Origin of the sequence: Tessaracoccus defluvii (genome assembly GCF_014489575.1) — a bacterium.
Lineage (GTDB): Bacteria > Actinomycetota > Actinomycetes > Propionibacteriales > Propionibacteriaceae > Arachnia > Arachnia defluvii.
On sequence record NZ_CP060789.1, the window covers coordinates 522,113 to 543,363 of the forward strand.

Below are 21,251 nucleotides of genomic sequence, written 5' to 3' on the forward strand. Positions count from 1 at the left end.
ACCACGACGACTCCGCCGGTCCGGTCGCGTCCACACCGCAGGTTGTCGGCATAATGGTGGCGTGGGTTGGTTCGGACGTCGCAGGAAACAGGCCCAGGTCGTCAAGGAGACGAGCCTGGTGCCCGACGCGACGCTGGCACATCTCAGCGACTTCGTCGCCACCCGCCGTGGCGTGGAGGCCTGGGTGGAGCAGCCGACCTCCTTCAACCGCGCCTCGATCCTGCTGGTCGCCGCGGACGGTGAATCCACGCGGCGCGGCCTGCCCAGCGCCGATGTGGGCTACCACTTCGCCGACGACCACGCCGTGCCGTGCTACGACGCCGGCGTCGTGCCCTATCCGAAGCGGATGCGTGAATACAGCCTCAACGCGAAACGGGCGGCCAACGACTGATCCAGTCGTCGACCGCCCGTCGCGGCGAGGGTCAGTTGCCGCTGGCCAGGTGCTGCGCCAGCGCGACCAGCGTGCGCACACCGGCGCCCGTGCCGCCCTTCGACACGTAGCCGTAGGCCTCGCCGTCGTTCTCCGCCGGCCCGGCGATGTCCAGGTGCGCCCACGCGACGCCCTCCGGCACGAACCGCTCCAGGAACGCTCCCGCCACGAGCGCGCCACCCCAGCGCTGGCCGGCGCCGGAACGCATGTCGGCGACGTCGGACTTGATGAGGCCGCGGGTGTACTCCGTCAGGGGAAGCTCCCAGAAGTCCTCGCCGGCCGCCTCGGCCGCGTCGAGCAGCAGGTCGGAGGTCTGCTCGCCGTTGGTTATCAGGCCCGAGGTACGGGTGCCGAGGGCGACCATGCAGGCGCCGGTGAGCGTCGCGATGTCGACCATCAGGTCGGGGGAGTCCTGGCCGGCCCGCGCGAGCGCGTCGGCCATGACGAGGCGCCCCTCTGCGTCGGTGTTGTAGTTCTCGACCGTCTGGCCGTCGAACATGGTCAGCACGTCGCTGGAGCGGTACGAGCTGCCCGACGGCATGTTCTCGGCCAACGCGGCGTAGGCGGTGACCTTCACCTTGAGGCCGAGGTCGGCGATGGCCCGGATGGCGGCGATGACGGCGCCCGCGCCGGACATGTCGAACTTCATGCCCGCCATCTGCCCCGCGGGCTTGATGTCGAGGCCGCCGGAGTCGAACGTGATCCCCTTGCCGATGAGGGCGAGGTGGCGCTGCGCGCCGCGCGGGGAGTAGCTGAGCCGGACGAGCCGCGGCTTGCGGGCCGAGCCTCCGCCGACGGCCAGGATGCCGCCGTAGCCGCCGCGCTCGAGGGCCTTGTCGTCGAGGATCTCGACGGCGATCTTGGCGTCGCGTACGTAGGCCTTCGCAGCCTCGGCGAACGTCTCCGGGTAGAGCAGGTTCGGGGGCGTGTTGCCCCAGTCACGGGCCTGGCACACGGCCGAGGCCGTCGCGGTCGCCGCGACGAGGGCGTCCTTCTGAGGGGCTCCCACCGCGGCGGTGACCAGCGTGACGGTGTCAACCGCCGGGGCGGACGGGTCCTTGGACAGCTTCGGGATCCGGTAGGCGCCCAGCAGGGACCCCTCACCGGCGGCCTGGACCAGCTCAGGATCGGAGGCCTCGAGCGAGACGGCGACCTTCAGGCCGGTGGCGCCAGGCTGCGCCGCCAACCAGCGCAGCGCGGCGCCGGTGGCGCGGCGCAGCAGGTCGGGGGTGACGTCGGCGTCCTCCAGGCCGACGAGCACGACGCGCAGGCCGTCGGCCTCGGGCAGGGCGGTGACGGCCTCCGCGGATGGCTTGGCGTCCAGCGCCGCCGCGAGCGCCGCGACGCCGCGGCCGTAGGCCTTCGTGTACGCCTTGTCCAGCTCGGGGAGCACGCCGACGACGGCGGTCTCGTCCTTGTTGATGGTGGCCAGGCCGACCACGACGGCGTCGGTGCCCTTCGGCAGCGTCTTCGACAGGGAAAGGGTGGCAATCGATTCAGTCACCGGGCCAGCCTACCGGTGGATGTTGTTGGGGGAGCCGGGTCGGGCCCGGTACCGTGGCCGGGTGAAGAAGCGCGTCGGGCTCTGGGCCTTCGTGGCGGTCGGTGTGGTGGTCGCTGCCGTCGCCGTGGCCACGTGGATCAACCCCACCACCGTGTGCCGCGGCGAGGCGATGGCCCCGGGCGACACCTGCACCTATTCGACCCTGACCGGCGAGGACGCGGAGCGGACCCAGACCTACGAGGAGCGCATCGCCACCGCGCGGCAGCAGGCCCCGTTCGGCGTCGCCGCCGGCCTGGGGATCGCCGGGTTCGGCGGTTACCTGATCGCGCAGGAGTCGCGGCTACGGCGCGAGTGACATCGGCCCGTAGACCAGCCGGTCCTCCTCGTAGAGGCTCACGTCGGTGACGCCCGCCTCGGCGAGCTCGTCGTAGAACGCGGTCAGCCACTGCTCGGCCGACGACTGATCCTCGAAGCGGGGGCCGAGGCCGGCGGCCTCGAGCCCGGCTGCGGTCGTGCCGCCGCCCACGGGCTCCCAGCGGTAGCTCATCAGAACGGGTCCCCGCGCTTGATGCGCGGGCCGGGCTGCCGGAAGCGGCGGATCATCAGCGCGCGGTTGAACATGTAGGCCAGCAGCCCCTTGGTGGAGGCGCCGGGGACGCGTTCGGCGAGCAGCTTCTTGAAGGAACGCCACATGAGCCAGATGTTGATGATGGTCATCGCCAGCAGCACCCACAGCAGTGAGGCCACGATCGTCGACAGGGTCAGGTTGTTGATGGTGAGCATCGTCGCCACCATCACCAGGATCATCGCCGGCATCATGAACTCCGCCACGGTCCAGCGGGTGTCGACGAAGTCGCGCACCAGTTGCCGCTCCGGGGACCTCTCGCTGCGTTCCATGGCCTCGAGGCGGGACTCGCGGCGGGCGGCGGAGTCCGCCTTGCGCTGCTGCTTCGGGGTCAGGGTCGGGTGCAGCCGCTCCATGCGCTCGGCCTCGGCCTGGCGCCGCGTCCGGGTGGCGCCCTCCTTCTTCCGCGTGACCTGGATCTTGGCGGTCGCCGTCGTCTCCTGCTCGGTCGGCGCGGGCGCCGGTGCCGGGGCGCCGACGGTGGCCTCAGCCTTCGCGGCGGCCTTCTGGCCCTTGGGGGTCAGTTCGGAGATACGGTCCTTGGCGGAGGTCTCCGGCGCGGCGGCCGGATCCTTGCGCTCATAGGTGCGGAAGAGGCCCACGATTTTCAGGTCCTTGCGAGGGGAGGTGGTCAGAAGTAGCCCAATCCTACCCGGATCGGGGAGGGGTCTCGGGGGAGCCTCAGGGTCGCTAACCCTGCCGGGCAGTCCCACACCGCGCTAACGTTGACCCTTGACACCGCATGTTCGTGGAAGGACCTCCCTGTGGCCAGCATCTTTGAACGCATCGCTCTGGTCTTCAAGTCGAAGGCCAACAAGGCCCTCGACAAGTACGAAGACCCCGAGAGACGCTCGACTACTCGTATCAGAAGCAGCTGGAGCTGCTGCAGAACGTGCGCCGCGGCGTCGCCGATGTGGCCACCAGCCGCAAGCGCGTCGAGCTGCAGGCGACGAAGATGAACTCGGAGGTCGAGCGGCTCCAGTCCGCGGCCCAGCGTGCCCTTGAGTCCGGTCGCGAGGATCTGGCCCGCGAGGCGCTGACCCGCAAGGCCGGCCTGCAGTCCCAGCTCGATGACCTGCAGGCCCAGCACGCGCAGCTGCAGGGCGAGGAGGAGAAGCTGGTGCGCGCCAGCTCCCGGCTCCAGGCCAAGGTCGACGCGTTCCGCACCCGCAAGGAGACCATCAAGGCCAGCTACTCGGCGGCCGAGGCCCAGACCCGCATCAACGAGGCGTTCACCGGCATCTCTGAGGAGATGAGCGACGTCGGCCTCGCGATCCAGCGCGCGGAGGACAAGACGCTCCAGCTCCAGGCCCGTGCGTCCGCCGTGGACGAACTCCTCGCCTCCGGAGCCCTCGAGGACCCGACCGGCACCGTGAAGGACGACATCACCCGCGAGCTCGACGCGCTGGCAGCCGACTCGTCGATTGAGAGCGAGCTGGCCGCCATGAAGGCGCAGCTGACGGGTGGCCCGGCGGCGCGTCCGGAGCTTCAGGCCGCCCCGCCCGCGGCGCAGGCGACCCCCGCGGCCGACGAGTGGCCGGCGGCCAGCACCGAGGGGAACCAGGCATGATCGTCCGGGTCCTCGGGCAGGGCCAGTGGCTCCTCGAACCCGAGCATCTCCTCGAGCTGAACGGACTGGACCAGGAGCTGGAGGCGCGTGTCTCCGCCGGTGACGAGGAGGGCATGCGCGCCGCGCTGCAGGGACTCGTCGACGGCGTCCGCCGCCTCGGCGTCGAGGTCCCCGACGACGTCATCGCCGAGTCCGATCTCGTGCTGCCCGACGTCGATCTCACGCTGGACGAGGTCAAGGAGCTCCTGGCGGAGACCAGCGAGTACTACGGGCTGATCCCGGACGGGGACGGTGACCTCCACGAGGACGGGGACGCGTCCTCCGCAGCCCTGTGAGGGTTGTCGTCGCAGCCGACGCGGTCGCGGGGCTCACGCCCCGGGCCGCGTCGGACCTTGTCGCGGCGGAGTTCGCCGCCCAGGGGGCGCAGGTGGCGGTCATTCCGCTCGGCGTGAGCGGCCCGGCCCTGCACGACGCGCTCCTGCAGGCGGCCCCCGGCGCCGTGGTGGTGACGCCGGGCAGCGCCGGCGACGTGGCCCGCGCACTGCGCGGTGACGCCACGGACCTCGTGCTCGACCTGACCGGTGACCTTCCGGAGACGCTGTGCGCCGACCTGTTCGCGGAACTCGGCGGAACCCCCGCCGCGATCGAACACCTGGCGGCCGCCCGGCGTGGCCGCAGCACCGTCGCCCTCGTGGCGGCGGACGGCGCGTCGTCCCGGCTGACCGGGCTGGAGGGGCTGGCCGCCACCAGGGGCCGCGACCGCGGCACCGACCTGGCCGACGTGCTCGCCGCTGACGGTGCCGCCGAGAGTTTCCTGCACGCCCACGGCCTGGCCGATGGGCCGGGGATGGGGGCGGCCGAAGGGGCGGGGGCGCTGTTCGCGGCGCTCGGGGTGGAGGTCTCCGAACCGCTCGGCTGGTTGGCCGCCAGGTACGGCCTCGAGGCGACGCTGGCCCGGTGCGATGTCGTCGTCACCGGCGTTGAATCCCTCGACTTCCATGCTGTCGGCGGGCCCGTGGTCCGCTTCGTCGTGGAGGCCGCAGGGAAGGCGATGCGCCCCGCCGTCGTCGTGGCGGGCCGCAACTGGGTCTCCTCGCGGGAACTGCGCCTCATCGGCGTCGAGGACGCCTACGCGACGCTGGCGGGGCCGGGCGACGAGCCCTGCACCCCGGACGAGCTGCGTCGCGTCGCGGCCGGTGTCGCCAGGACCTGGCGCTGGTGAGCGCTCTTCGGGATCTTGCCCGCGCGGCGTAGACTCGTCGCGAACACGACAACCCATCCAAGATCTTTGGAGTCAAGAGTGACCGATACCCAGACCGTCCCCAGCACCGGCGTCACCCTGACCGACGCCGCCGTCTCGAAGGTGCGAGCCCTCCTGAGCGGTGAGGGCCGCGACGACCTCGCGCTGCGCATCGCCGTCCAGCCGGGAGGCTGCTCGGGCCTGCGCTACCAGCTCTACTTCGACGACCGTGACCTCGACGGTGACGTCGCCACCGAGTACGAGGATGTCAAGGTCGTCACCGACAAGATGAGCGCCCCGTACCTCGGCGGCGCGAGCATCGACTTCCTCGACACGATCGAGAAGCAGGGCTTCACGATCGACAACCCCAACGCCGGCGGTTCCTGTGCTTGTGGAGACTCCTTCCACTGAGCAGCCGCTGCATGATACGCCACCCCGTCGGAGACTGACCCGGCGGGGTGGTTTTTTGCGTTAAGGTGTCCGCAGGATGTCTTGGCGGCGCCATGCGCGCTGGCAGGATGACGACTCGAAAACGACAACGGAAGGGCAAGTTGTGACTCGCACTCCTGCGCCAGCTGGTCGGCGATGGATCCGTGGCGCTCTGCTCGCCGCGGCCCCGCTGGCCGCGTTGACTCTGACGGCCTGCTCGGGGTCAGGGGCACGACTCGGCCTGCCCGTGGCGGCCACCGCCGAGGCGCCGAACGTCGGCAACCTGTGGCTCGGCGCGTGGATCGCGTCCTTCGTGATCGGCGGCCTCGTCTGGGGTCTCATCGGTTGGGCCGTCATCCGCTACCGCCGCAAGGACGGCGACGTCCCCGCGCCGCGACAGACCACGTACCACCTGCCGCTCGAACTGCTCTACACGCTGGTGCCGTTCCTGATTATCGGCGTGCTGTTCTTCTACACGGTCAAGGCGCAGGACGCCATGCTCGACCAGAGTGAGGAACCGGACGTCGTCATCGGTGTCATCGGCCAGAAGTGGTCCTGGACCTTCAACTACATGGAGGAGGACAACCCGGACATCGGCACCAACGCCCACACCGTCGGCATGCCGGAGGGCCCGCTCCCCGAGCTGTACCTCCCCGTCAACAAGCGCGTGCGGTTCGACCTGCAGTCCGCAGACGTCATCCACTCGTTCTGGGTCCCCTCCTTCTACTTCAAGATGGACGTCATCCCGGGACACCCGAACTCTTTCGACGCGACCCCCAACCGGATCGGTGTCTATGACGGCAAATGCGCCGAACTCTGCGGCGAACGTCACGCCATGATGCTCTTCAAGCTGCACGTTGTCAGCGAGGAGGAGTACGAGGCAAAGGTCAAGGAAATCGCCGCCGACGGCGGCGCAGGGGTGAAGCCGCTGGAGCCCGGCCTGGAGGCCGTTCTCCCCACCGCGGCACCTGAGGAGAACCAATGAGCAGCGATCTCACCAGGCCGGCCGTGGGCCCCGCCCCTGAGGCGGAGGTCCCCGAGCCGAAGCGGGTCACGCCCGTCATGAAGTACCTGACGACGACCGACCACAAGGTCATCGGCAACATGTACTTCGTCACGGCCTTCATCTTCTTCTGCCTGGGTGGCGTGCTCGCGCTCGCCATCCGCGCGGAACTGGCGAACCCTGGCATGGACTTCCTCAACTTCGAGACGTTCAACCAGTTCTTCACCATGCACGGCACGATCATGCTGCTGATGTTCGCGACGCCGATGTTCGCGGGCTTCGCCAACGCGATCCTCCCGCTGCAGCTGGGCGCCCCCGACGTGGCGTTCCCGCGTCTGAACGCCTTCTCGTACTGGATCTACCTGTTCGGCTCGATCATGGCCTGCTCGGGCTTCGTCAGCCCCAACGGCGCCGCAAGCTTCGGCTGGTTCGCCTACGCGCCGCTGTCCAACTCGATGCACTCCCCGGGAGTCGGCCACGACCTGTGGCTGATGGGTCTGTACATGCTGGGACTGTCGACGATCCTCGGCTCGGTCAACTTCGTCACCACCATCATCACGATGCGTGCGCCCGGCCTGACCATGTTCCGGATGCCGATCTTCTCCTGGAACATCCTCGTCACCTCGATGATGGTGCTCATCTGCTTCCCCGTCCTCGCAGCGGGGCTGCTGGTCCTCGAATCGGACCGTGTGCTCGGCAGCCATGTGTTCTCGCCCGCCTCCGGCGGCCCGATCCTGTGGCAGCACCTGTTCTGGTTCTTCGGACACCCAGAGGTCTACGTCATCGCGCTGCCGTTCTTCGGCATCATCACCGAGGTGCTCAGCGCTTTCAGCCGCAAGCCCGTCTTCGGCTACTACGGCCTCGTGTTCGCCACGCTGTCCATCGGTGCCCTGTCGGTGTCCGTGTGGGCGCACCACATGTTCGCCACCGGCGCCGTCAACCTCCCGTTCTTCTCGTTCATGACCTTCATGATCGCCGTCCCGACGGGTGTGAAGTTCTTCAACTGGATCGGCACGATCTGGCGGGGTTCGTTGACGCTCAACACGTCGATGACCTTCGCGATCGGCTTCCTGGTCACGTTCCTCTTCGGCGGCCTGACCGGCATCATCCTCGCCGCGCCCGCGCTGGACATCCACGTGTCCGACACCTACTTCGTCGTGGCGCACTTCCACTACGTGCTGTTCGGCACCGTCGTGTTCGCGATGTTCGCCGGCTTCTACTACTGGTGGCCGAAGTTCACCGGCCGCATGCTCAACGAGCGCTGGGGCAAGGTCCACTTCTGGACGATCTTCGTGGGCTTCCACACCACGTTCCTGGTGCAGCACTGGCTGGGCGTCGCGGGTATGCAGCGCCGGATCGCGGACTATGGCGCCTGGGAGGGCTTCACATTCCTGAATCAGGTCTCGACGTTCGGCGCATTCCTGCTCGGTGTCAGTATGCTGCCGTTCCTCTGGAACGTGTGGATCACCCGCAAGTCCCCGAAGGTCACCGTCAACGATCCGTGGGGCTGGGGCCGGTCGCTCGAGTGGGCGACCTCCTGCCCGCCCCGCGGCACAACTTCGACTCGCTGCCGCGTGTCCGGTCCATCAGCCCCGCGCTGGACGCGGTGTACCCGGAGCTGGCCGATCATGACCACCATGGCGACCCTGGGGAGCTCCTCGACGGTCGCATCGACGACAAGGAAGGTGCCAGCAAGTGAAGGCCGAGAAGTGGGTATTCGGATTCATCTTCGTCTTCTTCCTGGTGGTGACGCCGATCTACTGGTTCATGTCCGGTGAGATCGCCGGCACCTTCGTGCTGGGTTTCTCTGCCCTCCTGGGCGGCATGATCGCCACCTACCTGGGGCTGACGGCGCGCTCGTTCGACCCGCGGCCCGAGGACCGGGACGCCGAGGTCGTCGAGGCGGCGGGGCCCGTGGGCTTCTTCGCCCCCCAGAGCATGTGGCCTTTCTGGTGTGCGATCACCGTGGCGCTGATCTTCCTCGGCCCCGCGCTGCACCAGGCCTGGATCACGCTGGTCGGCGTCGGCTTCGGCATCTGGGCCCTGTCCGGCTGGGTGCTGCAGTTCTACCGCGGCGACTACAAGCACTGAGTCCGCCTGGCCCCATAACGAACGGCCCGTCCCCCGCGAGGGGGACGGGCCGTTCTCGTCGTGTGACCGGGCGGCTCACCAACTCTGGGAGACGGGGCGGCCCTCCTCGTAGCCGGAGCCGGACTGGATGCCCACGACAGCGCGCTGTGCGAACTCGGCCAGGCTCCTGGCGCCCGCGTAGGTGCAGGAGGAACGGACACCCGACGTGATCCAGTCGAGGAGGTCCTCGACACCGGGCCGCTGCGGATCCAGGTACATCCGCGACGAGGAGATGCCCTCCTCGAACATGGCCGCACGGGCCCGCTGGTAGGCGGACTGCTCGCGGGTGCGCTGGCGCACGGCCCGCGCGGACGCCATGCCGAAGGACTCCTTGTAGGCGCGGCCCTGGTGGTCCACCAGCTGGTCGCCGGTCGACTCGTGGGTGCCGGCGAACCACGAGCCGATCATCACGGAACCGGCTCCTGCGGCCAACGCCAGCGCCACGTCGCGGGGGTGCTTGACGCCACCGTCGGCCCACACGGACTTGCCGCGCTCGCTGGCGGCCTCCGCGCACTCCAGCACGGCCGAGAACTGGGGGCGGCCGACGCCCGTCTGCATGCGGGTGGTGCACATGGCGCCGGGGCCGACACCCACCTTCAGGATGTCGGCGCCGGCGTCGATGAGGTCGTGGACGCCGGCGGCGGTCACGACGTTGCCGGCCACGATCAGGACGCTGCGGCCCGTCTCGACGGCGAAGGCGTCGCGGACCTCGCGGGCCTGCGTCAACGCGGAGAGCATCTTCTCCTGATGCCCATGGGCGGTGTCCATGACGATCACGTCAGCCTCCGCGTCCAGCGCCGCGCGCACCTTGGACGGGACGTCGCCGTTGATGCCGACGGCGACACCGGCGCGGAGCCTGCCCTGCGCATCGAGCGCGGGGGAGTATATGCCGCTGCGCAGGGCGCCCTTCGGGGTCATGACGCCGACCAGACGCCCGTCGGGGTCGACGGCGAGCGCGATCTTCTGGTGCTGCTCGGCGAGCAGCGCGAACACGTCGGCGGGGTCGGTGTCCGCGGTGACGCGCGTGACGTCGTTGATCATGACGTCGCGGGCCTGCGCGAAGCGGTCGGCCGTCTCCGCGTCCTGCGGTGTGACGAGGCCGAGGACACGACGGTCCTCGTCGATGACGACGGCGACGCCGTGGGACCGCTTGGCGATGAGCGACAGCGTCTCGCCGACGGTGGTGGTGAGGGAGACGGTCACGGCGGTGTCGAACACCGGGCTCGCGGCCTTCACCTTGGCCAGCGACGCGGCGACCACATCGGAGGGGATGTCCTGGGGGAACACGGCGAGCCCGCCGCGACGGGCCATGGTCTCCGCCATGCGGCGGCCGGACACGGCCGTCATGTTGGCAGCCACCAGCGGCGTCGGCGTCGCGAGGCCGTCGGTGGAGGTGAGGTCGACATCCAAGCGGGACGTCACGTTCGACCTGCTCGGGGCCATGAAGACGTCGTTGTAGGTCAGGTCATAGGAAGGGCGCTGATCCAGAAATTGCACGGCCCAATGGTACGCCACAAGCACAGAGGCCCGGCCTTCCGGCCGGGCCCCTGTGGACACTGGTCAGTTGAGCTGACGGGGTCCTGCCCCGCTGTCCTGCAGCTCGTGATCGTCTCCCGCGTCGTCGCCGTGGTGGCTCGCAGCCGCCTCGATCTCCGCCGCGGTCGGTTTGGGGACCTCGGCGCCCAGGTACCAGCGGGACGCACGGGCGCGCAGGGCGCTGATGCGGCCCTTCTTCCCGGCCACGCCCGCGGCGTCGGTTCCGTCGGCGGCCTCCAGAGGGGTCCGCTGCAGGTGCTGCGTCGTGGTGTAGGCCTCCTCCTGCGAGATCGGCACGTGCGCCTCGCCGTAGGAGCCGACGGGCGAGCGCATGATGACGCCGTCCTCGGAACCGTGCAGGACCCGCTCCCGGTCGCGTGCCTGCAGCGACTGGCAGACCCGCTTGGTGATGATGAACGCGATCACCGGCGCGACGAAGACCGCCACGCGCATGAACACCGTGATGGCGTTCAGGCTCAGGTGGAAGCGGGTCGCGATGATGTCGTTGCCGCCTGCGAGCCAGAACATGGCGAAGCAGGTCATGGCTGCGACGCCGAACGCGGTCCGGACGGGGGCGTTGCGGGGCCGCTGCAGCACGTGGTGCTCGCGGTTGTCACCCGTCAGCCAGGCCTCGATGAAGGGCCACACGCCGAGCAGGGTGAACAGGAGCCCCATCAGGCCGACGCCGGGTAGGAAGATGGCCCAGGACCAGGTGGTGGCGCCGAGGTGCGACTCCCAGTTCGGCACGATGCGGATGGCGCCCTCGACCCAGCCCATGTACCAGTCGGGCTGCGAGCCCGCCGTTACCTTCGACGGATCGTAGGGGCCGTAGGTCCAGACCGGGTTGATCTGGAACAGGCCACCCATGAGGACGAGCAGGCCGAACACGATGAAGAAGAAGCCACCGGCCTTCGCCATGTAGACGGGGAACAGCGGGTAGCCCACCACGTTGTTGTTCGTGTGGCCGGGGCCGGGGTACTGCGTGTGCTTGTGGTAGACCACGAGCGCCAGGTGCGCGGAGACGAGCCCGAGGATCAGGCCCGGCACCAGGAGGATGTGCACCATGTAGAGGCGGGGGATCACCAGCGCGCCGGGGAACTCGCCGCCGAAGACGAAGAACTCCGCCCAGGTACCGATCAGCGGGATCGAGCGGATCAGTCCGTCCACGAACCGCAGACCCGTGCCGGAGAGCAGATCGTCCGGCAGCGAGTAGCCGGCGAAGCCGGCGATGGTGGACAGCGCCAGCAGGCCGACGCCGATCAGCCAGTTGACCTCACGCGGCTTGCGGTAGGCGCCGGTGAAGAACACGCGCAGCATGTGCACGAAGGCCGCGGCCACCATCAGGAGGGCGGCCCAGTGGTGGATCTGCCGGACGAGCAGGCCGCCGCGGACGTCGAACGAGATGTCGAGCGTCGAGGCGAAGGCCTCCGAGACCGGGATGCCCTTGAGGAGCTGGTAGGAGCCGTCGTACTCGATCTCGGCCATCGACGGCTTGAACCAGATGGTCAGGAACACACCCGTGATCAGCAGGACGATGAACGAATACAGGGCGATTTCGCCGAGCAGGAAGGACCAGTGGTCGGGGAACACCTTGCGCAGGCCGGTGCGGCCGAGCTTGGCGATGCCGTGGCGGTCGTCGACCCAGGTGTACAGGGCGGCGCCCACGCTCGGCTTCTTGCTAGGGGCCTCCGTCGGCTCGACCGAGGGGGACGAGTCAGCCACCGTTGTTGGCTTGGCCATCACTGGTCACCATCCTGGAAGTCGTTGCGGGAGTCGCGCTCGAAGTAGCTGGGGCCGACCGGCACCGAGAAGTCGCCCTGGGCCACGAGGTAGCCCTTGTCGTTGACGCGGATCGCGAGCTGCGGAAGCGCACGCGCCGCGGGCCCGAAGACGACCACGCCGCTGTTGCCGAGATCGAAGGTCGACTGGTGGCAAGGGCACAGCAGGTGGTGCGTCTGCCGTTCCCACAGGGAGATTGGGCAGCCCACATGGGTGCAGATCTTCGAGTAGGCGAGAATGCCAGACACGTGCCAGTCCTTGCGGGACTCGGGAATCCGGATGGAGTTCGGGTCCATGCGCACGACGATGATCGACGACTTGGCCTTCGCCTGGTGCGCCTCGGTGCCGTGGAGCTCCTCGAGGTTCTCCGGCTGGGCGTTGACCAGCTGGCCGATCTCGAGGTTCTCGGGGCGCAGGGGAATCCAGTTCTCGTCGTTGACGAGCCGGACGCCCTCGGCCCAGATGGTCGTCTCGATGGTCTCGCGCCGCTTCGCCGCCGTCGGGTGCGGCCCCATGTCGGCGAACAGGACGACGGCGGGGATGACGGCGAAGCCGACGGCGCCGCCGAACGCGCCCAGCAGCAGCGGGCGACGGCGGATGCCCGACTGCTCGACGCCCTGCTCGAACTGGTGGGCGACCAGCTCGTGGTCCTCGGGTGAGGAGCCGGCTGAGTGGCGCGGGTCGATGGTCTCGTGGTCGCCCATGAAGGCACGTGCCCATTGGACCATCCCGACGCCGATCAGTGTGACGGCAACGCCGGCCGTGAGGCCGAGGCCGACGTTCATCGCGCTGGCCTGCAGCCAGCCGAAGTCGATGTAGGCGTCACGGGGGACGGCGAAGTAGATCACCACGAAGAGGACAGCGAGCACCGGCACTGCTGCGAACATCGCCAGCACCGCGGCGTAGGCCCTGTTGCCCGCAGCCTCGTCGACTTCGTTGTAGCGCTCCACGTGCTCCGGCAGACCCGGGTCAGCGACGACGTGGCCCAGCTCCGGGTCGCGGACCGGACGGTTCTCGTATGTCATCGGGCGCGAGCCCCCTTCTTGCAGATCCAGGTGGCGACGATCGACAGGCCGCCGATGCCGATCACGAAGGCCCAGAAGCCCTCGGAGACGGGGCCGGCCGCGCCCATCGTGAGGCCGCCATGGTTCGGCTGGGCATTGGCCTCGTCGAGGTAGGCGATGATCTCGCGCACTGACTGGTCAGGCATGACGTCCTTCGAGAAGGTCGGCATCTGCTGCGGGCCGGAACGCATCGCGCCGTAGATGTGGGTGGGGCTCGTCTCCGTCAGGGACGGGGCGAACTTGCCGTTGGGCATGGCTCCGCCGCCGCCGACGATGCCGTGGCAGGCCGAGCAGTTGGCCCGGAAGAGGGCGCCGCCACGGGCGATCTCCTCCTCAGTGAGGCCGTCGGTGCTGACCTGGTCGGGCGTCGCGATCGCAGGGCCGGGGCCGAGGGTCGCGACGTAGGCGGCGACCGCCTCGATCTGCTCCTGCGAGTACTGCACCTGCTTCGACGGAAGCTGGGACTCCATGCGGGCGGCGGGCATGCGGCCCGTTCCCATCTGGAAGTCGACCGAGGCTGCGCCGACGCCGATGAGGGACGGGCCGAACTGGGTGCCCTCCGCGCCGAGGCCATGGCACGAGGAACAGGTCAGATCGAATAGGGCCTTGCCCTTCTCGATCTGCTGCGTCATGTCCGTCTCGGCCGACGAGCGCTCGGGACTCACGACGGAGTAGCCGATGCCGAGCACCACGAGTGCCATGAGCAGGAGAATTGGGCGCGCGTAGGACCGGCGCCTCAGAGTGGTCAGAAAGTTCATGATCTCTCTCCGGGGTCGGGATCAGCGCAGGAAGTACAGGACGCCGAACAGCAGGATCCAGATGACGTCGACGAAGTGCCAGTAGTAGGACACGACGTGGGCGCCGACGGTCTGCTCATGGGTGTGGGTGCGCGTCATGTAGGAACGCGCCAGCACGAACCAGAAGGCGACGACGCCGCCCAGCACGTGCAGGCCGTGGAAGCCGGTGGCCAGGAAGAACAGCGACCAGTACTGGTTCGTGGAGATCACGAAGCCCTCGTTGAAGAGGGTGAAGTACTCCCACACCTGTCCGGCGACGAATACGGAGCCGAGGAACGCGGTGATGATGAAGCCCTCGCGCATGCCCCACTTGAGCGGGTTCAGGCTGAAGTTGGTCACCCGGCCGGCCTCGGCGGCATTCGCCGCCAGCTGGCAGGTCACCGAGCTCAGCACCAGGATCGCAGTGTTGATGGCGGCGAACGTCACGTCGAGGTGGGCGCTGTTCGTGTCCCACATCGTCGGCTGCCCGGGGGCAGCCGCCTCGTTGGTGATGCTGCGCGTCCAGAAGTACGCGGCGAACAGGGCGCCGAAGAACATCAGCTCGCTGGCAAGCCAGACGATCACGCCCACGGCAACCGTGTCGGGGCGACCGGACGGCTTGTTCAGTCGGGCGGACGGCAGCCGATGGAGGGCGCCGGTGGGGAGCTGCTCCGGGGCAGTCAGAGTTTCGCGATTCGTGGCCACGGGGTCATTATTGCCGGAAAAGGGGGTTTGGTCACGCCAGCCACGAAACTTGAGCCGACCCCCTGCTGAGGCCCGGAAGGGGAGTGCGATAATGCGCGGCATGTTCACGGGGTTCATCGGCGTCCTGCCCCTGCACGCCAAGCCCGACGACGACATCATCCCACTGGTGGGGACGCGTTACCTGACCGCCTGGGAATTTCCGGTTCTCGCGGTGCTCGGGCTGCTGGTCGTCGGCGGGCTCTACCTGTGGGGCGTGCGTACCCTGACGAAGCGCGGCGACAAGTGGCCGATCGCGCGGACCATCTCCTTCGTCGGGCTCGGGCTCGGCTCCATCGCCGTGGCCACCTTCAGCTTCCTCGGCGTCTACGACACCGTCCTGTTCTGGGCCCACATGATCCAGCACATGCTGCTGAACATGATCGCGCCCGTGTTCCTGGTTGCGGGTGCGCCGGCCACGCTGGCGCTGCGCACGCTGCCCAAGCGTCCACGCGGCTGGCTGCTGACCGTGCTGCACTCCTGGTTCGCCAAGGTGCTGCTGTTTCCGCCGCTCACCACCGGGCTGATGGTGGCGAGCCCGTTCATCCTCTACAGCAGCGGCTGGTACGAGCTGACCCTGCGCAACGACTTCCACCACGACGCGCTGCACCTCTACCTGGTGACCCTCGGCTGCCTGTTCTTCTTCCCGCTGCTGGGCGTCGACCCCGTGCCCATCCGCATGCCCTATCCCATCCGCATCCTGCTGTTCCTGCTGACGATGCCCTTCCATGCCTTCCTCGGCGTGACGATCATGGGGTCCAGCCGTCTCATCGCGGAGGACTGGTACCTGGCCTTCGAACGGAGCTGGGGTCTCAGCCCGCTCGAGGACCAGTCCTGGGCCGGGGGGCTCATGTGGGCGACAGGCGACATCACCATGTTCTTCGCGATGAGCGCGATCTTCATCCAGTGGATCAAGGAGTCCAACCGGGAGGCGCGGCGGATGGACCGGGCGCTCGACCTCGCGGATGCCCGGGAGGCCGGGCGCCGCCGACTTGGCTACGATGACACAAGCAACGAACCCCGGCCGCAGGGCGACCGCGACGATCCGAAGGAATGATCCGAACATGAGCGAATCCGTCAAGGTGCTGGTTTTCTCCGACGACCGCACCGTGCGTGAGTCGGTCCGTCTCGCGCTGGGGCGCAAGGTGGCCTCCGACCTGCCCGACATCGAGGTCCTCGAGGTCGCCACGCAGGGGGCGCTGCTGCGCACCCTCGACGCAGGCACCGACTACGCCCTGATGATCTTCGACGGCAACGCCCAGCCCTCCGGCGGCTTCGGGCTGGCGCACCAGGTCAAGGAGGAGTACGCGGACTGCCCGCCCGTGCTGCTGCTCGTGACCCGCGAGGCCGACGCCTGGCTCGCGTCCTGGTCCAGGGCCGAGGCGGTCGCGCCGTTCCCCATCGACCCCGTCACCCTCCCGCAGCAGGCCGCCTTCCTCATCCGCGCCCGACTCGCGGCGGTCGCCGAGTGAGCGACTACACCTGGCCGGACATCCTGACCGGCCTCGTGCGCAGCGAGGGACTCGAAGAGGGGGCGGCCACCTGGGCGCTCAACGAAATCTTCGCCGGCCGCGCCTCCGACGTGCAGATCGCAGCCCTCCTGACGGCGCTGCGCGCCAAGGGGGAGACCGAGGACGAGATCCGTGGCATGGCTGAGGCCATGCTGAGCAACGCGCTGCCGATCACGCTCGACCCGGACGCCGTCGACATCGTCGGCACGGGCGGCGACCGGGCGAACACCGTCAACATCTCGACCATGGCGGCCATCGTCGCCGCCGCCGCCGGTGCCCGGGTCGTCAAGCACGGCTCCCGCGCCGCCTCGTCGAGCTCCGGCACCGCCGACACGCTCGAGGCGCTCGGCGTCCGGATCGACGTGGAGCCGGAGCGGCAGGCCGCCATCCTCGACTCCACCGGGATCGTGTTCCTGTTCGCGCAGCAGTACCACCCGGCGATGAAGAACGTCGGCGGGGTGCGCAAGGCGCTGGGGATCCAGACCACGTTCAACTTCCTCGGCCCGCTGGCGAACCCCGCCCGGCCCCGCGCCATGGCGCTGGGTGTCGCCAACGACGATATCGCCCCGGTGATCGCCCGCGTGCTCGCGGTCCGCGGGACGCGGGGCATGGTGTTCCGCGGCTTCGACGGGCTCGACGAGTTGACGACCACCTCGCCGTCCGACGTCTGGCTGATCGCAGAGGGGCGGGTCCACCGCACGGTCATCGACCCGCAGGACCTCGGCCTGAACCCCGGAGCGCCCATCGACCTCGTGGGTGGTGACGCGGCGCACAACGCCGGCGTCGTCCGCGACGTGATGGCCGGCCGGCCCGGCCCGGTGCGTGACATCGTCGTGCTCAACGCCGCGGCCGCGCTGCTCGCCTACCGTGGGGTGTCGACCGTGCAGCCGCTGCTGGACCAGCTGCGTGGGCCGCTCGCCGCCGCGCAGGCCGCGATCGACTCCGGGCACGCCGCCGCGACACTCGAAGCGTGGATCGCCGCTACCCGCTGAGAAGCGGGGCGACGGCGTACGCGGCGGGAACCCCGAGCCACAGCGTCGGCCCATACGCGAAGTAGGACGGCAGCTCGGGGTGCCGTACCCGCCGCAGCCGGTGCACGACGCCGACGACCACGCCCAACGCGCTCCCGAGCAGTAGCGCCAGCGCCAACTGCTGGGGACCCGACTGGCCGGCGACCAGCCCGACGGTGCCGGCCAGCAGGACGTCGCCGAACCCGAGCTGGCCGGACAGCCTCCACGCCGCCAGGAAGAAGCCGAACGCCACCGCAGCCCCCACCACGGCCCAGACAAGCGCGCCGGGATCCGTGACGCCGAGGAACACCGCGCCCGGCACCAGCGCCGTCGCCGCGACCTGCTGGAGCCTGCGGGGCAGCCAGGTGGTGGCCCAGTCGACCGCGACCAGCGGCGTCCCGAACGCGAGGTAGGGGACCAGCAGCACCCACGTCCATGCCGGCGCGATCCAGAGCACCTGTGCCGCCGCCAGCGCCGCGAGCGACACCAGAACGAACGATCGTGGCGTCACCAACGCGACGAGGTCGGGGGCCTCGGGATCGTCGATCCGGACCCTGGGCACCGCGAACCACCAGGTGAGGCCCGCCACCGCGGCCACGGTCAGGGAGATCGCCAGCGCCATGGCGCGAGACTAGCGGGCCCGGGGCTGCTGGCGCGGCACCCGTGGCGGGCCTGTGGACATCCCTATAGTTGCCCGCATGACCCGCCGACTCAGCGCTGCCCAGGCGCGCCGCATCGGGGTGGCGGCCCAGGGACTGGCGGGCCCGCGGCCGGCCAGCGTCGGGCGTGCGACCCTCCGCAGGACCATCGACCGGCTGGGCGTGCTGCAGCTCGACACGGTCAACGTGTTCGAACGCAGCCACTACCTTCCCCTGCTGGCCCGGCTCGGGCCCTACGACCGGGCGCTCCTCGACGCGATGCTGGGGCACGACCAGGCGGGGAGCCGGACGGGGGCCTACACCGAATGGGTCGCACACGAGGCGTGCATCGTGCCCGTCGCCGACTGGCCCCTGTGGGGGTGGCACCGCGACAGTTCCGTGCGGGACGGCTTCCGCGGCTGGGCGGCCGAGAAGGTGGCGCTCGTCGAGGAGGTGCGCCACGAGTTCGCGACCCGGGGACCCATGCGGATCTCGGACCTGACCCATCCGGCCAACGTGTCGTCCGGTGGGGGCTGGTGGAACAGGAACGAGGCCTACTGGGCCGCCACCTGGCTGTTCCGCCGCGGTGACCTGGCCGTCGTCGGCCGCCGCCGCTTCGAGCGGATCCTGGGGATCGCTACCGACGTGCTCCCCGCGGAGGTGCACGACCCGCTGCCCCGCGAGGAGGCGATCCTCGAGCTGGTCCGCCGGGCCTCCCGCGCCTACGGCGTGGCCACGGCGGACGACCTGACCGACTACTACCGGCTCCGGCGCCCCGACGGCGAAGGGGCCGTCGGGCGGCTGGTCGCCGCGGGCGAACTGGAGGAGGTCGAGGTGGCCGGCTGGGACCGGCCCGGCTACCTCGCCGCGGGCGCCCGGGTGCCGCGTCGCGTCACCGCTGCAGCGCTGCTGTCCCCTTTCGACCCGCTGGTCTGGTACCGGCCGCGCGCGCTGCGGATGTTCGGCTTCCACTACCGCATCTCGATCTACACGCCCGCCGCCAAGCGGGAGCACGGCTACTACGTGCTGCCCGTGCTGGTGGACGACGAACTGGTCGGCCGCGTCGACCTGAAGAGCGACCGCCGGTCGGGGCGCCTGCTGCTCCAGCACGCGCACGTGGAGCCGGGGCACGCCGGGCGTGCGGACGAACTGGCGGCGCGGGTGGCGCCCTTGCTGCACGAGGCCGCCGCGTGGCAGGGCCTGGGCGAGGTCACCCCGACCGGCGTCGGCACCTGGGGCCCTGCGCTGGCGGCCCGCCTGTAGGACGGGCAGAACGCGAAGGGGCGGCACCCCGCACCGCGGAGTGCCGCCCCTCAGGGACGCGTGCGCGCTGGGATCAGCGCTGGGCCTTGGTGAAGCCGGCGGCCTCGGCGGCGGCCTCCGACTCGAACCAGACCTCGGCGATCGTACGCTCGTAGCCCCCCGTGCCGGGCACGTGGAACTTCATGGAGCGCTCGTTGCCCTTGATCGTGAAGCCCTCCGGCGGCTCGGCGCCGACGTAGGCGCCCTCGCCGTAGTGCTTCGCGTGCGCTGCGACCTCGGCGGCGTGCTCCGACTCCGAGACGACCTCATGCACGGGTGGCGGCGCGCCCTCGGACGTCATCTCATCCTGCTCGGCCGCCTCTTCGTCGGACACGACGACCTCGTCGTCAATGTCCTCTGCGTCGGCGGCAGGGGTGGCCTCGGCGTCGGCGGCGAACTTCGCGGCGGCGGAGAACGTGTCGTTGTTGTTGACGTACGCCTTCGACGGCTCGTGCGCCGTCCAGCCGTCATCCTTCGGGGCGAGGAAGTGTCGCACGGCGGCGACCGCGCCCGCGATGACGGCGCCGATGGCCAGCGCCTTGGCGAAGGACCGCAGCTTGCTCTTCTTCTTGGATTTCGGCTCGAGGTCGCCTGCGAGGGCCTGGACGGCGGCAGTGCCCCGCTTGGTGGCCTCCTGGACGACCGGCAGGTCGGCGGCGGCGTGCAGGGCGTCCTGCAGCTTGGGTAGCAGGTCGTCGGTCACCTTGTCGCGGGCAGCGTCGACCGCCGGCGTCACCTTGTCGAGCGCGTCCTTGATGTGGGGTTCCAGGTCGTCCAGGGTGCGCGCGGCGACAGTGGCGGTGCGAACCTTTGCGTCCTTGAGGATGGGGCCTGCCTGCTTCTGCGCCTCGGCGATCAAGTCAGAAGCGAGTTCGAGGCCGTCCCTCAGTGCGGCGGATGAGTACTCGGCGGCGGCGGACGCGGTCTCCACGGCGGCCTTCTTCAACTCTTGTGACTTCTTCACAAGTTCCTCCAATGGTTGTGGCTCGTAGTCGAGCATGTACCACGCTACCGGTTTGTGGGGTTGCATCAAGGCTCGCGTGTGGAATCGTCTGCCACACTTGGGAGGGTCAAACAGAAAGGACCACGCGTGAGCACCGCAACTCTGCACACCAACCGTGGCGACATCCTGATCGAACTCTTCCAGGATCACGCCCCCCAGACGGTGGCCAACTTCGTCGGCCTCGCCGACGGCACCAAGGAATACGCCGACCCCACCACCGGGGAGAAGACGACCGGGAAGTTCTACGACGGTCTTACCTTCCACCGGGTGATCGACGGCTTCATGATCCAGGGCGGCTGCCCCCGCGGCGACGGCCGTGGCGGCCCCGGCTACACCTTCGCGGACGAGTTCCACCCGGAGCTGAGCTTCGACCGCCCGTACCTGCTGGCCATGGCCAACGCAGGGCCCGGCACCAACGGGTCGCAGTTCTTCATCACGGTCGGCCCCACGCCGCACCTGAACCGCCGCCACACGATCTTCGGCGAGGTGAAGGACCCGGCCAGCCAGGCTGTCGTCGACGCGATCGCCACCACCCGCACCGGCATGATGGACCGCCCCGTCGAGCCTGTGGTGATCAACAGCGTCACCATCGCCTGACGCGCATCGCCTGACCGCCGCCCGCCCCGGATCCGGGGCGGGCGGCGTCGTCTTACCCCTGCACCGGTCAACCGGCAGGCAGGGGTTCCTGCCCCAGCAACTCGGCCGCCAGTTCCCCTCCGCCAGCCCGATGCCGAGCGGCCAGGCCCAGTCGCCCTGCGTCTCGATGAACCGGACCCCTGGCTGTTCCAGCCAGGCCGCGATCCTCTCCGCCTCCTCCACGCTGCCGGCCGGCTGCCCGCCCACGGGCCGCGGCACCGTCTCCGCGGCCGCGACGGCCTCGTCGGCGGCGGAGCGGGCCCTCGCCGAGGGGGCGGCGGTCGCCGCGGCGAGCCGGCCGTAGCGGATCACATGGATGTCCCA

23 protein-coding genes and 2 pseudogenes are annotated in these 21,251 nt (G+C 69.6%); 15 read left to right on the forward strand and 10 right to left on the reverse strand.

Annotation, left to right across the window (positions count from 1 at the left end; genetic code table 11):
* Nucleotides 1–61: 61 nt before the first annotated feature.
* Nucleotides 62–391 (forward strand): hypothetical protein, encoded by a 330-nt coding sequence (locus H9L22_RS02410; protein WP_187721449.1) that lies wholly within the window; start codon nt 62–64, stop codon nt 389–391.
* A gap of 31 nt (nt 392–422) precedes the next feature.
* Here the strand turns inward: H9L22_RS02410 and H9L22_RS02415 are convergent, their stop codons facing one another.
* A complete protein-coding gene (locus H9L22_RS02415; protein ID WP_187721450.1) occupies nt 423–1,934 on the reverse strand; it encodes a leucyl aminopeptidase in 1,512 nt (503 codons plus the stop codon).
* 61 nt (nt 1,935–1,995) lie between these two features.
* Here H9L22_RS02415 and H9L22_RS02420 point away from each other — a divergent pair, with 61 nt between their 5' ends.
* Complete coding sequence (locus H9L22_RS02420) at nt 1,996–2,289, forward strand: hypothetical protein (protein ID WP_187721451.1); 294 nt, start codon at nt 1,996–1,998, stop codon at nt 2,287–2,289.
* Here the strand turns inward: H9L22_RS02420 and H9L22_RS02425 are convergent.
* Entirely contained in the window at nt 2,275–2,481 is a 207-nt protein-coding gene (locus H9L22_RS02425) for a hypothetical protein (RefSeq protein ID WP_187721452.1), read from the reverse strand. The two genes, H9L22_RS02420 and H9L22_RS02425, sit on opposite strands and share 15 nt — an antisense overlap.
* Nucleotides 2,481–3,161 carry a DUF3043 domain-containing protein gene (locus H9L22_RS02430; protein ID WP_187721453.1) on the reverse strand — a complete coding sequence of 227 codons (681 nt, stop codon included), beginning with the start codon at nt 3,159–3,161 and terminating at the stop codon, nt 2,481–2,483. The genes H9L22_RS02425 and H9L22_RS02430 overlap by 1 nt, the downstream gene beginning before the upstream one ends.
* Nucleotides 3,162–3,323: 162 nt before the next feature.
* Here H9L22_RS02430 and H9L22_RS02435 point away from each other — a divergent pair.
* From H9L22_RS02435 to H9L22_RS02465, 7 genes and pseudogenes are all read left to right on the forward strand, one after another.
* Nucleotides 3,324–4,129: pseudogene (locus H9L22_RS02435) on the forward strand (PspA/IM30 family protein).
* Nucleotides 4,126–4,464 carry a PspA-associated protein PspAA gene (pspAA, locus tag H9L22_RS02440; protein WP_187721454.1) on the forward strand — a complete coding sequence of 113 codons (339 nt, stop codon included), beginning with the start codon at nt 4,126–4,128 and terminating at the stop codon, nt 4,462–4,464. Before H9L22_RS02435 ends, pspAA begins: the two are co-directional and overlap by 4 nt.
* Nucleotides 4,461–5,351, forward strand: coding sequence for a glycerate kinase (locus H9L22_RS02445; protein WP_187721455.1), 891 nt, complete (start codon nt 4,461–4,463; stop codon nt 5,349–5,351). Before pspAA ends, H9L22_RS02445 begins: the two co-directional genes overlap by 4 nt.
* Before the next feature lie 78 nt (nt 5,352–5,429).
* Complete coding sequence (locus H9L22_RS02450; RefSeq protein WP_187721456.1) at nt 5,430–5,780, forward strand: HesB/IscA family protein; 351 nt, start codon at nt 5,430–5,432, stop codon at nt 5,778–5,780.
* 142 nt (nt 5,781–5,922) lie between these two features.
* Nucleotides 5,923–6,783: an aa3-type cytochrome oxidase subunit II gene (ctaC, locus tag H9L22_RS02455; RefSeq protein WP_455431973.1), complete on the forward strand. Its 861-nt coding sequence runs from the start codon at nt 5,923–5,925 to the stop codon at nt 6,781–6,783.
* Nucleotides 6,780–8,500, forward strand: a pseudogene (gene ctaD / locus H9L22_RS02460) (aa3-type cytochrome oxidase subunit I). The gene ctaC and the pseudogene ctaD overlap by 4 nt, the downstream one beginning before the upstream one ends.
* On the forward strand, nt 8,497–8,892 hold the full coding sequence (locus H9L22_RS02465) for a cytochrome c oxidase subunit 4 (protein WP_187721458.1): 396 nt from the start codon (nt 8,497–8,499) through the stop codon (nt 8,890–8,892). The pseudogene ctaD and the gene H9L22_RS02465 overlap by 4 nt, the downstream one beginning before the upstream one ends.
* 75 nt (nt 8,893–8,967) lie before the next feature.
* Here the strand turns inward: H9L22_RS02465 and H9L22_RS02470 are convergent, their stop codons facing one another.
* The 5 genes from H9L22_RS02470 to ctaE all read right to left on the reverse strand — a co-directional run bounded on the left by H9L22_RS02470 (nt 8,968) and on the right by ctaE (nt 14,791).
* The gene (locus H9L22_RS02470) at nt 8,968–10,428 is read right to left on the reverse strand and encodes a GuaB1 family IMP dehydrogenase-related protein (protein WP_187721459.1); all 1,461 of its coding nucleotides are present in this window, start codon (nt 10,426–10,428) and stop codon (nt 8,968–8,970) included.
* A 63-nt stretch (nt 10,429–10,491) separates the two neighbouring features.
* On the reverse strand, nt 10,492–12,207 hold the full coding sequence (gene qcrB / locus H9L22_RS02475; protein WP_187721460.1) for a cytochrome bc1 complex cytochrome b subunit: 1,716 nt from the start codon (nt 12,205–12,207) through the stop codon (nt 10,492–10,494).
* Nucleotides 12,207–13,271 carry a cytochrome bc1 complex Rieske iron-sulfur subunit gene (gene qcrA / locus H9L22_RS02480; protein ID WP_187721461.1) on the reverse strand — a complete coding sequence of 355 codons (1,065 nt, stop codon included), beginning with the start codon at nt 13,269–13,271 and terminating at the stop codon, nt 12,207–12,209. The genes qcrB and qcrA overlap by 1 nt, the downstream gene beginning before the upstream one ends.
* On the reverse strand, nt 13,268–14,068 hold the full coding sequence (qcrC, locus tag H9L22_RS02485) for a cytochrome bc1 complex diheme cytochrome c subunit (RefSeq protein ID WP_187721462.1): 801 nt from the start codon (nt 14,066–14,068) through the stop codon (nt 13,268–13,270). The genes qcrA and qcrC overlap by 4 nt, the downstream gene beginning before the upstream one ends.
* A 21-nt stretch (nt 14,069–14,089) precedes the next feature.
* Complete coding sequence (gene ctaE / locus H9L22_RS02490) at nt 14,090–14,791, reverse strand: cytochrome c oxidase subunit 3 (protein WP_455431974.1); 702 nt, start codon at nt 14,789–14,791, stop codon at nt 14,090–14,092.
* Between the two features lie 100 nt (nt 14,792–14,891).
* Between ctaE and H9L22_RS02495 the strand changes: the two genes are divergently transcribed.
* From H9L22_RS02495 to trpD, 3 genes are read left to right on the forward strand one after another with little or no spacing between them, the layout of a single operon-like run.
* Nucleotides 14,892–15,884, forward strand: coding sequence for a cytochrome c oxidase assembly protein (locus H9L22_RS02495; RefSeq protein WP_187721463.1), 993 nt, complete (start codon nt 14,892–14,894; stop codon nt 15,882–15,884).
* 7 nt (nt 15,885–15,891) lie between these two features.
* Complete coding sequence (locus H9L22_RS02500; protein WP_187721464.1) at nt 15,892–16,299, forward strand: response regulator transcription factor; 408 nt, start codon at nt 15,892–15,894, stop codon at nt 16,297–16,299.
* Nucleotides 16,296–17,330 carry an anthranilate phosphoribosyltransferase gene (trpD, locus tag H9L22_RS02505; protein WP_187721465.1) on the forward strand — a complete coding sequence of 345 codons (1,035 nt, stop codon included), beginning with the start codon at nt 16,296–16,298 and terminating at the stop codon, nt 17,328–17,330. The genes H9L22_RS02500 and trpD overlap by 4 nt, the downstream gene beginning before the upstream one ends.
* Here the strand turns inward: trpD and H9L22_RS02510 are convergent.
* A complete protein-coding gene (locus H9L22_RS02510; RefSeq protein ID WP_187721466.1) occupies nt 17,320–17,970 on the reverse strand; it encodes a prepilin peptidase in 651 nt (216 codons plus the stop codon). The two genes, trpD and H9L22_RS02510, sit on opposite strands and share 11 nt — an antisense overlap.
* A gap of 76 nt (nt 17,971–18,046) precedes the next feature.
* Here H9L22_RS02510 and H9L22_RS02515 point away from each other — a divergent pair, with 76 nt between their 5' ends.
* Nucleotides 18,047–19,249, forward strand: coding sequence for a winged helix-turn-helix domain-containing protein (locus H9L22_RS02515; protein WP_187721467.1), 1,203 nt, complete (start codon nt 18,047–18,049; stop codon nt 19,247–19,249).
* A 73-nt stretch (nt 19,250–19,322) separates the two neighbouring features.
* On the opposite strand, the gene H9L22_RS02520 is transcribed toward H9L22_RS02515, so the two are convergent.
* Nucleotides 19,323–20,252 (reverse strand): sunset domain-containing protein, encoded by a 930-nt coding sequence (locus H9L22_RS02520; RefSeq protein ID WP_187722784.1) that lies wholly within the window; start codon nt 20,250–20,252, stop codon nt 19,323–19,325.
* Between the two features lie 126 nt (nt 20,253–20,378).
* Between H9L22_RS02520 and H9L22_RS02525 the strand changes: the two genes are divergently transcribed.
* Both H9L22_RS02525 and H9L22_RS18380 read left to right on the forward strand, forming a co-directional pair.
* A complete protein-coding gene (locus H9L22_RS02525; protein WP_187722530.1) occupies nt 20,379–20,888 on the forward strand; it encodes a peptidylprolyl isomerase in 510 nt (169 codons plus the stop codon).
* A 130-nt stretch (nt 20,889–21,018) separates the two neighbouring features.
* A complete protein-coding gene (locus tag H9L22_RS18380; protein ID WP_226966382.1) occupies nt 21,019–21,231 on the forward strand; it encodes a hypothetical protein in 213 nt (70 codons plus the stop codon).
* Nucleotides 21,232–21,251 lie beyond the last annotated feature (20 nt).